The sequence below is a fragment of the Cyanobium sp. LEGE 06143 genome (assembly GCF_015207535.1).
Lineage (GTDB): Bacteria > Cyanobacteriota > Cyanobacteriia > PCC-6307 > Cyanobiaceae > NIES-981.
Map to the genome: position 1 here is coordinate 1 of NZ_JADEWP010000125.1, position 7,455 is coordinate 7,455.

At 69.8% G+C, this 7,455-nt stretch carries 7 protein-coding genes; 3 read left to right on the top strand and 4 right to left on the bottom strand.

The window, feature by feature from the left end:
• Positions 1-153: 153 nt before the first annotated feature.
• Positions 154-1,341 (top strand): Coenzyme F420 hydrogenase/dehydrogenase, beta subunit C-terminal domain, encoded by a 1,188-nt coding sequence (locus IQ216_RS09510; RefSeq protein ID WP_193815284.1) that lies wholly within the window; start codon positions 154-156, stop codon positions 1,339-1,341.
• The gene (malQ, locus tag IQ216_RS09515) at positions 1,338-2,873 is read left to right on the top strand and encodes a 4-alpha-glucanotransferase (protein WP_193815279.1); all 1,536 of its coding nucleotides are present in this window, start codon (positions 1,338-1,340) and stop codon (positions 2,871-2,873) included. The genes IQ216_RS09510 and malQ overlap by 4 nt, the downstream gene beginning before the upstream one ends.
• On the opposite strand, the gene IQ216_RS09520 is transcribed toward malQ, so the two are convergent.
• Both IQ216_RS09520 and IQ216_RS09525 read right to left on the bottom strand, forming a co-directional pair.
• The gene (locus IQ216_RS09520) at positions 2,861-3,751 is read right to left on the bottom strand and encodes a helix-turn-helix transcriptional regulator (RefSeq protein WP_193815280.1); all 891 of its coding nucleotides are present in this window, start codon (positions 3,749-3,751) and stop codon (positions 2,861-2,863) included. The two genes, malQ and IQ216_RS09520, sit on opposite strands and share 13 nt — an antisense overlap.
• Before the next feature lie 53 nt (positions 3,752-3,804).
• Complete coding sequence (locus tag IQ216_RS09525) at positions 3,805-4,533, bottom strand: pseudouridine synthase (RefSeq protein ID WP_193815281.1); 729 nt, start codon at positions 4,531-4,533, stop codon at positions 3,805-3,807.
• A 72-nt stretch (positions 4,534-4,605) separates the two neighbouring features.
• Here IQ216_RS09525 and IQ216_RS09530 point away from each other — a divergent pair, with 72 nt between their 5' ends.
• Positions 4,606-5,610, top strand: coding sequence for an RpoD/SigA family RNA polymerase sigma factor (locus tag IQ216_RS09530; RefSeq protein ID WP_193815282.1), 1,005 nt, complete (start codon positions 4,606-4,608; stop codon positions 5,608-5,610).
• Positions 5,611-5,615: 5 nt separating this feature from the next.
• Here IQ216_RS09530 and IQ216_RS09535 read toward each other — a convergent pair whose 3' ends face one another.
• Entirely contained in the window at positions 5,616-5,999 is a 384-nt protein-coding gene (locus IQ216_RS09535) for a hypothetical protein (RefSeq protein WP_193815285.1), read from the bottom strand.
• 69 nt (positions 6,000-6,068) lie between these two features.
• On the bottom strand, positions 6,069-7,455 hold a 1,387-nt coding region (locus tag IQ216_RS09540; RefSeq protein WP_193815283.1), incomplete at its 5' end, for an AarF/ABC1/UbiB kinase family protein.

Here is a 7,455-nt window from a genome sequence, read left to right on the forward strand (position 1 = left end):
ACCTGGGGCTGGGGGGCATCGGGATCGCTGGGCGCCCGCTCATCACTGGTCGTCCACTCTGACTCACCCTCTGCAGGGCCCCACCCGATAGGTTGAGCACCAGCGAGAGGCCCTGCCTTGCCGGCCCGTTCCCCATCCCCGTCTGGCGGCTCCCTGGCTCCCCATGAACGGGCCCGTCCCCTGGCCAAGGGCAGTGTGTATCCCGCCAAGGAGCTCTGCAGCCAGTGCGGGCTCTGCGACAGCCGCTGGGTGGCCTATGTGCGGCAGAGCTGCGCCTTCCTCACCCAGCGCTTCGAGGCCATGGAGGCCGCCGCCCACGGGCGCAGCCGTGATCTCGACAACGAGGACGAGCTCTACTTCGGCGTGCATCAGCGGATGCTGAGCGCCCGCCTGCGCCAGCCCCTGGAGGGGGCCCAGTGGACCGGCATCGTCAGCCGCATCGGCGTGCGCGCCCTGGAGACCGGGCTGGTGGACGCCGTGCTCTGCGTGGGCCAGAGCGAGACGGATCGCTTCACCCCTGTGCCGCGCCTGGCCCGCACGCCCGAGGAGGTGCTCAGCGCCCGGGTGAACAAGCCCACCCTCTCGCCCAACCTGGAGGTGCTCGAGCAGCTGCCCGGCAGTGGCATCCGCCGGCTGCTGGCCATCGGCGTGGGCTGCCAGATCCAGGCGTTGCGCGCCGTGCAGCCCACCCTTCCCCTCGATGAGCTCTATGTGCTGGGTCTGCCCTGCGTCGACAACGTGTCCCGCGAGGGCCTGCAGACCTTCCTGGAGAGCACCGTGAGCTCCCCCGACACGGTCGTGCACTACGAGTTCATGCAGGATTTCCGCATCCACTTCCGCCACAGCGACGGCCGCAGCGAAACCGTGCCTTTCTTCGGCCTCGACACGCCGAAGCTCAAGGATGTGTTCGCTCCCAGCTGCCTGAGCTGCTTCGACTACACCAATGCCGGCGCCGACCTGGTGGTGGGCTACATGGGGGCCAGTTTCGGGCGGCAGTGGATCACCGTGCGGAACCCGCTGGGCCAGCGGCTGCTTGACCTGGTGGAGCCGGAGCTCGAGGTGGCCCCCGTGACCAGCCGCGGTGATCGCCGCGCCGCCGTGCAGCAGGGCATCGAGGCCTACGACAAGGCCGTGAAGCTGCCGCGCTGGCTCGCCGATGTGATCGGGGGGTTCGTGCAGCGCTTCGGTCCGAAGGGCCTGGAATATGGCCGCTTCTCGATCGATTCCCATTTCACCCGCAACGCGCTCTGGGTGCGACGCCATCATCCTGAGAAGGCCGAGGACCACATCCCGGCCTTCGCCAAGAAGATCGTGAGTCGCTACCGGTTGCCCTCCGCATGAGTCAGGTTCTCTCCGCCGCCCGGCGTCGCTGTGGTGTGTTGCTCCACCCCACGGCCCTGCCCGGGCCGGGCCCCTGCGGCAGCTTCGGCGCCGAGGCCCACCACTGGATCGAACTCCTGGCTGAACATCACATCGGTCTGTGGCAGCTGTTGCCCCTGGCCCCCACCGATTGCACGGGGTCGCCCTACAGCTCCCCCAGCGGCTCGGCCCTGAACCCCTGGCTGCTGGATGGGGATCTGCTGGTGCAGGAGGGCCTGCTCACGGAGGCCGATTGCCAGGCGCTGCCCGGCAACGCCAGCACCGAGCGCCTTGATCTGGAGGTGATGCCCCAGCGCTGCGCCGCCCTGGCCGCCGCCCTGGTGCGCCGCTGGCCCCAGCAGGACGTGGCCACCCAGCAGGCGTTCGCGAGCTGGCGCCACAGCCAGCGCCACTGGCTGGAGGATCACTGCCGCTTCATTGTGCTGCGGCAGCAACTGGGCGGCCGCCCCTGGTGGGAGTGGCCCGAGCCCCTGGCCCGGCGTCAGCCCCAGGCCCTGCGCCAGCTGGATCGGGATGGCGCCGGCGCGCTCCTGGAGCAGGCGCTGCTGCAGTGGCAGCTGCAATGCCAGTGGCAGGCCCTGCGCCGCCGCGCCCACAGCTGCGATCTCGACCTGGTGGGCGACCTGCCCTTCTATGTGGCCCATGACAGCAGCGACGTCTGGTGCCGCCCCTGGCTGTTTTCCCTGGGCAGGGGGGGTGGCCTGGAGCAGCAGAGCGGCGTACCGCCCGACTACTTCTCCGCCACGGGCCAGCTGTGGGGCACGCCGGTGTACCGCTGGCCCCGGCATCTGATCAGCGGTTTCAGCTGGTGGATGGCGCGGCTGGATCGGCAGTTCGAGCTCTTCGACCGCCTGCGCCTCGATCACTTCCGGGCCCTGCAGGCCTTCTGGAGCGTGCCCGGCGGCGATCCCACCGCTGAGAACGGGCGCTGGCGCTGGTCGCCGGGCAACCTGCTGTTACGGCTGCTGTGGTTGCGCTGCTGGATCAAGGGCCAGCTGCGCGATGGTCATCTGCCCCTGATCGCCGAAGACCTGGGCGTGATCACCCCGCCGGTGGAGGCCCTCAGGGATCGCTTCTCCCTGCCCGGCATGAAGATCCTGCAGTTCGCCTTCAATGGCGATGGCGACAATCCCTACCTGCCCGCCAACATCCAAGGCCCAGACTGGGTGGTGTACACCGGCACCCACGACAATCCCACCACCACCGGCTGGTGGCAGGACCTCGACCACGACTCGCGTCAGCGCGTGGAGCATGCCCTGGGCGCGGCGGTGACCGCCCCGGCCTGGCAACTGCTGGAAGCCGCCCTGGCCAGCCCGGCCGATCTGGCCGTGGCGCCCCTGCAGGACCTGCTCGAACTTGACGATCACGCCCGCTTCAACACCCCGGGCACCACCTCCGGCAACTGGACCTGGCGGCTGAACCAGCCGGTGGCCAGCCTCGCAGGACCACTCAAGGGCCTGGGCGAGATGGCCCACCGCTATCAGCGCGCCTGAGGCTGGAACCGGCCCGGCTCGCCCGGGCTGGCGCGGAGCGATTGACCGAGCCACTGCACAGCTCCAGGCGAGGTGGGCGCTGGCGTGATCCGCAGGGTCCAGGGGGCGCTGAGGCTGAATTCGAGCCGGCCGCTGGCGGCCTTCAGCTCAGTGCTGCTGCCGCCCGCGGTCTCGAGGTTGAGGCTGGCCGGCGCGGCCAGGGTCACCACCAGGGCCCCCCGTGGGCTGATGGTCTGTTGCGGTGGGGCGGCGGCTGGGCTCTGGCGCCGCCAGAGGGCCAGGGCCTGCCCCGCCCCGGCCTGTTGCAGCGGCCGCAGGCTGGGAACAATGGCGAGCAGGGCCTGGTCACTGCCCTGCTTGCCGCCCTGCTCCTGCATCGGCAACGGCGGAATGGGGCTCACGGCCAGGAGCCCCTCCTGGGCGAGTTGGCGTTGCTGCAGGTTGAGGCCATACACGAGCCCGAGGGTGAGCACGCCGTAGAGCAGGGTGCCCTGCCAGGTGGTGAAGACATCGATCGAGCCAGGCGTGAAGCGCTGCAGCAGCCCGCGTGGCTGCTCCTGCGGCGGCAGCCGGTCGGCGGAGGTCGGCAGCACCCCCTCCAGGCTGCCTGGCTGCAGCTCGAGATGCCGCTCGATCAGGGGCAGCATCGTGCGCAGGTAGGCGGCCTCGGGCAGGCGATCGCGCCAGCCGCGCTMCAGGGCCTCCAGMACCGGKGTGCTGATGCGGGTGTCCAGGGCCAGCTGGYGCAGGCTGAKCTGGCGTTCCTCGCGCCGCTGCCGCAGGGCACGCCCTGCCGCCACCAGCGGATCCTCCCTGGCCGGAGCACCGGCGGGGGACGCACGCCGACGCCGCCAGCGCCACAGCCACCGGAAGGACATGGGCCGTGCCGCTGGAGGCGTGGTGGCAGGGGGCCGGGGCGCTGATGGCGGGCTCAGGACTCGGGGGCGACCAGGGCGTCCCATTCTCGGCGATCAAGGGCTCGCCAGCTTCCCTCCGGCAACGGGCCCAGCCGCAGCGCACCGATGCCGATGCGCTGCAGGTCCAGCACCGGGTGCCCCAGCAGCTGGGCGGTGCGCCGAATCTGGCGGTTGCGTCCCTCGCCCATCTCCAGTTCCAGGCCGGTGCTCCTGGCGCTGTGCTGCAGCACCCGCACACCCACCGGCTGGCTGGCCTGGCCATCGAGCGGCACGCCCGCAGCCCAGCGCGCCAGGGTGGCCCCACTGGGACGGCCCGCCACCTGCACCCGATAGAGCTTGCGGTGGCCGTGGCGTGGATGGCTGAGCCGCAGGGTGAGGGCGCCCTGGTTGGTGAGCAGCAGGGCGCCCCGGCTGTCGGCATCGAGACGGCCGATCGGGTGCAGGCCCCGGCCCCGTCGCAGCTCAGGCGGCAGCAGCTCGAGCACGGTGGGGCGGCCGCGGGGGTCGCTGCAGCTGCACAGCACGCCCACCGGTTTGTTGAGCAGCAGCAGCAGCGGCTCGGCCGCGGGGGCGAGGGGTTCGCCATCCACCGCGATCCGATCGCTGCCGGGATCGGCGCTGTCACCGATCCGGGCGGTGGCTCCATTCACCTGGATCCGGCCGGCGCGCAGCAGGTCTTCGGCCCGTCGGCGGGAGCAGAGTCCAGCCGCCGCGATCAGTTTCTGCAAGCGCTCTCGGGCCATGGACCCATGCTGCAGGAGGCCGGGAAAAGGATGGTAGGTTTACGAAACAGAACTGTTTCGCAATTCTCCGTCATGCCTTCCCTGCCCGTGGCCGCTGCCGATGGGTCTGCTCTGCCTGGTGGCGCCGACCTGGTGCGCAGCTACCTGCGGGACATCGGCCGGGTGCCGTTGCTGAGCCATGAGCAGGAGATCACCCTGGGCCGCCAGGTGCAGGAGCTGATGGCTCTTGAGGAGATCGAACAGGAGCTGACGATGCGTGCCGGGGGTACGGCGCCGGAGCGGCCGGAGCTGGCGGCGGCGGCGGGCCTGAGCCTGCCGGTGCTGAAGAAGCGTCTGCAGGCGGGCCGCCGTGCCAAGGAGCGGATGGTGGCGGCGAACCTGCGGCTGGTGGTGAGCGTGGCGAAGAAATACACCAAGCGGAACATGGAGCTGCTGGACCTGATCCAGGAGGGCACGATCGGCCTGGTGCGGGGTGTGGAGAAGTTCGACCCGACGCGGGGCTACAAGTTCAGTACGTATGCGTACTGGTGGATTCGGCAGGGGATCACGCGGGCGATCGCGGAGAAGAGCCGCACGATCCGGCTGCCGATCCACATCACCGAAACGCTGAACAAGCTGAAGAAGGGTCAGCGGGAACTGAGCCAGGAGCTGGGCCGCACGCCCACGGTGAGCGAGCTGGCGGTGTTTGTGGAGCTGCCGGAGGAGGAGGTGAAGGATCTGCTGTGCCGGGCGCGGCAGCCGGTGAGCCTGGAGACGAAGGTGGGGGACGGCGAGGACACGGAACTGCTCGACCTGCTGGCCGGTGATGGGGAGCTGCCGGAGGAGCGTGTGGACGGAGAGTGCCTGAAGGGCGACCTGCGTGCGCTGCTGGAGCAGCTGCCTGAACTGCAGGGCCGGGTGCTGAAGATGCGCTACGGCATCGACAGCGAGGGCCAGGGCCTGGGCGAGCCGATGAGCCTGAGTTCGATCGCCAAGAACCTCGGCATGAGCCGCGACAAGACCCGCAACCTCGAGCGCAAGGCTCTCGAGGGGATCCGCTCCCAGTCGCGTCGGCTCGAGGGCTACCTGGTGGCCTGAGCGGCCTAGAAGAACTGGTCGAAGTTGTCGAAATCGACGGCGCTGAAGGTGCCGTCTTCCACCTGCTGCATCAGCCGCTCCAGCTGGGCCCAGAGGGCCCCTGCCGTGCCGATCGAGAGCACGAAGGACACCAGCAGGGCCGCCCCTGAGGCGAAACCGAACACCTGCAGCGCCCCGCCGATGAACAGGGTGACACCCACCACGATGCCGATGTAGGGCAGGGTGGTGCCGCCGTTGCCCAGGGGCAGCAGGGGCAGTCGGTCCTGTTTCCAGCCCTCCAGCCGGTTCTGCACCATCTTGGCGAAGGTGAGGCCGCAGAGCACGCTGATGGCCAGGCCCAGCCCCGACACCAGGTAGGGCGGCTGGATGAAGGTGCCGTACTCAATCATCAACTCGCTGGCCTCGAGGTCGAGCGGGGCGGTGTCGATCACGGCGCACAGTCGGGTCGGAGGCCGACCCTAGGCGGCGGCCAGGGGGTTGAGCCGCGCCAGCAGGGTGCCTGCCAGCTTGCGGGCGCTGAACGTGCGCCGCAACAGGTCCATCAGAGCGCGCAGGTCTTCGGCATTGAGGCGGTCATCGCGCACCAGGGTGAGCAGCAGCCTCTGGCGCAGGCTGGCCCCATCGGGACCCAGCAGCAGCCGCAGCCCCGAGCCCATCACCGGCAGCAGGTCGGCCCGCGGCCCATCGTTCTCCAGCACCGCCAGCAGGCTCTCGAGCCGCTCGATCTGCAGCCGGCCCTCCCGGTCGAACAGCACGTCGAGCAGCTTCTCGCGCATCTCGGCGGTGTCGCCCGCCAGCAGCCGGCGGGCCACGTAGGGGTAGGCCACGCGGATGATCTTGAAGTCGGGGTCGAGCCGCAGGGCCAGGCCCTCCTGGCTAACCACGGCCCGGATGATCAGCGCGAAGCGCACCGGCACCCGGAACGGGTAGTCGAACACCAGCTCGGAAAAGCGGTCGGTGACCGCTTTGAAATTGAAGTTGCCGACGTTCTCGCCCAGGGTGCCGCCCAGCACCTCCTCCAGGGCCGGAATGATCGGCTCGAGGTTGATGTCCGGGCTGAGGAAGCCCAGGGCGACGAAGTCGCTGGCCAGGGCGCGGAAATCGCGGTTGATCAGGTGCACCACCGCCCCGGTGAGGGTGAGCCGGTCGGCATCGGAGATCGAATCCATCATGCCGAAATCCACGTAGGCCACATGGCCCAGCTGGCCGGTGCGTCCCGGCAGGGCGAAGAGGTTGCCGGGGTGGGGATCGGCGTGGAAATAGCCGAACTCCAGCAGTTGCTGCAGCCCCGCCATCACCCCGGTGCGGATCAGGGCGGTGGGATCGAGGTGGCGCGCCTCCAGCACCTGGCGCTCCTGCAGCTTGGTGCCATGGATCCAGCTGGTGGTGAGCACCCGCCGGGCACTCAGCTGGCGCTCCACGTGGGGCACAGTCACCTCGGGATGGGCGCTGAACAGGCCGGCGAAGCGCTCGGCGTTGTCGGCCTCCTTGTGGTAGTCGATCTCGTCGAAGAGGGTCTGGCCGAACTCGTCGATGATGCCGTCGAGCCCGAAACCCAGATTCAGGGGCAGCAGCGGCGCACTGAGCACCGCCAGCATGCGGATGATCACCAGGTCGCGGCGCAGGATCTGGGGCAGATCGGGCCGCTGCACCTTCACGGCCACCCACTGGCCGTCGTGCATCTGGGCCTTGTAGACCTGCCCCAGGCTGGCGGCGGCAATCGGGTAGTCGGGGAACAGGGCAAACAGCTCCCGGGCCGGTGCCCCCAGCTCCGTCTCGATTGTGCGCAGGGCCACCTCCTGGGGGAAGGGGGGCAGGKTGTCCTGAAGCTGGGTGAGCTGCTCG

What these genes read in the sequence shown, in the direction of transcription:
- IQ216_RS09525 (WP_193815281.1), bottom strand. Translation starts at nt 4,533, where the DNA reads ATGGCCCGAGAGCGCTTGCAGAAACTGATCGCGGCGGCTGGACTCTGC.
- IQ216_RS09530 (WP_193815282.1), top strand. Translation starts at nt 4,606, where the DNA reads ATGCCTTCCCTGCCCGTGGCCGCTGCCGATGGGTCTGCTCTGCCTGGT.
- IQ216_RS09535 (WP_193815285.1), bottom strand. Translation starts at nt 5,999, where the DNA reads ATGATTGAGTACGGCACCTTCATCCAGCCGCCCTACCTGGTGTCGGGG.
- malQ (WP_193815279.1), top strand. Translation starts at nt 1,338, where the DNA reads ATGAGTCAGGTTCTCTCCGCCGCCCGGCGTCGCTGTGGTGTGTTGCTC.